This is a genomic window from Oleiphilus sp. HI0132 (assembly GCF_001635845.1).
This window is the reverse complement of the sequence record NZ_LWGJ01000538.1, coordinates 1-903: the sequence shown is the minus strand read 5'-3', so window position 1 is coordinate 903 and position 903 is coordinate 1. Positions and strand designations below refer to the sequence as shown.

Annotated in this window: 1 protein-coding gene; it reads right to left on the bottom strand. The window is 39.6% G+C overall.

Features of this window, described 5'->3' with window-relative positions; translation table 11 throughout:
* Positions 1-649: 649 nt before the first annotated feature.
* A partial coding sequence (locus A3766_RS06450) for an HpcH/HpaI aldolase/citrate lyase family protein (protein WP_197479384.1) occupies positions 650-903 on the bottom strand: 254 nt, incomplete at its 5' end.

The window sequence follows — 903 nt, the reverse complement described above, 5'->3', positions numbered from 1 at the left end:
TAAAGAAGGTGATATCGATTTCTATCCCTCGTCTGGTTTTTCAGAAAAAAGATCACAGTTTTTATATTGGCTGGACAATGGCTTTCTATCGAAACAAGCCTTAGTCTCAGACATTACAGACTTCGAAATAAAAGACTTTAAGAAGGCGAAAGGTACTTTGCTTGTCCCTTTAGGAGGTAGCTCCGCTGAATATGCCAAAGGTGCTCCTCAAGTAAGCATTCAGAAAATGGGCAAGTTGCCTATTGATAAAGCAATTCAGGCACTGAAACTAGGTAGAGGTAATTTCTACGTATATGATATAGATATCTTGGATTATTACTTAAAACGAAACCGCATTAAGCAGTTTAGTGACATTNGCCTTCGGCTTCACCCAAATGCAATTGAGAAGGAATACTCTTCGTTAAAAGCGGCCTTCTCTATTAATTCAAAACACTTTAAGCAACAACAAAATAGCAGATTTGATAAAAACAGCGCTTTAGGCTTTAACAATCAAAAAACCAGTCCCCATAAAGGCTCCGCTGCTTATCAATTCCAACAAGCATTAAAGCACTTACAAGAAAGCGGATATACTCAGACGGTTTATCAAAAATATTTTAAGTAATTAGAAAGAGGCTCACTATAAGCAAGCCCTCACTAGTAAAGAGGTCGGCTATGCTAAAGCTTTAGCATTTCTCAATAATTCTCTTGCCCGCTCTACAACCGGCAAATCAATCATCTTGCCTTTATATTCAACAGCTCCCTTGCCTGCAGCCAAGCCTGCTTCAAATGCTGCAAGCAAACCTTCAGCATGTTCTACCTCTTCCGCGCTAGGCGTCAATACTGCATTAATGACTTCTACTTGCTTAGGATGAATACAGAAGGCTCCTACAAAACCTAGCTGCTTGGCAAACTTAACCGTTTCAG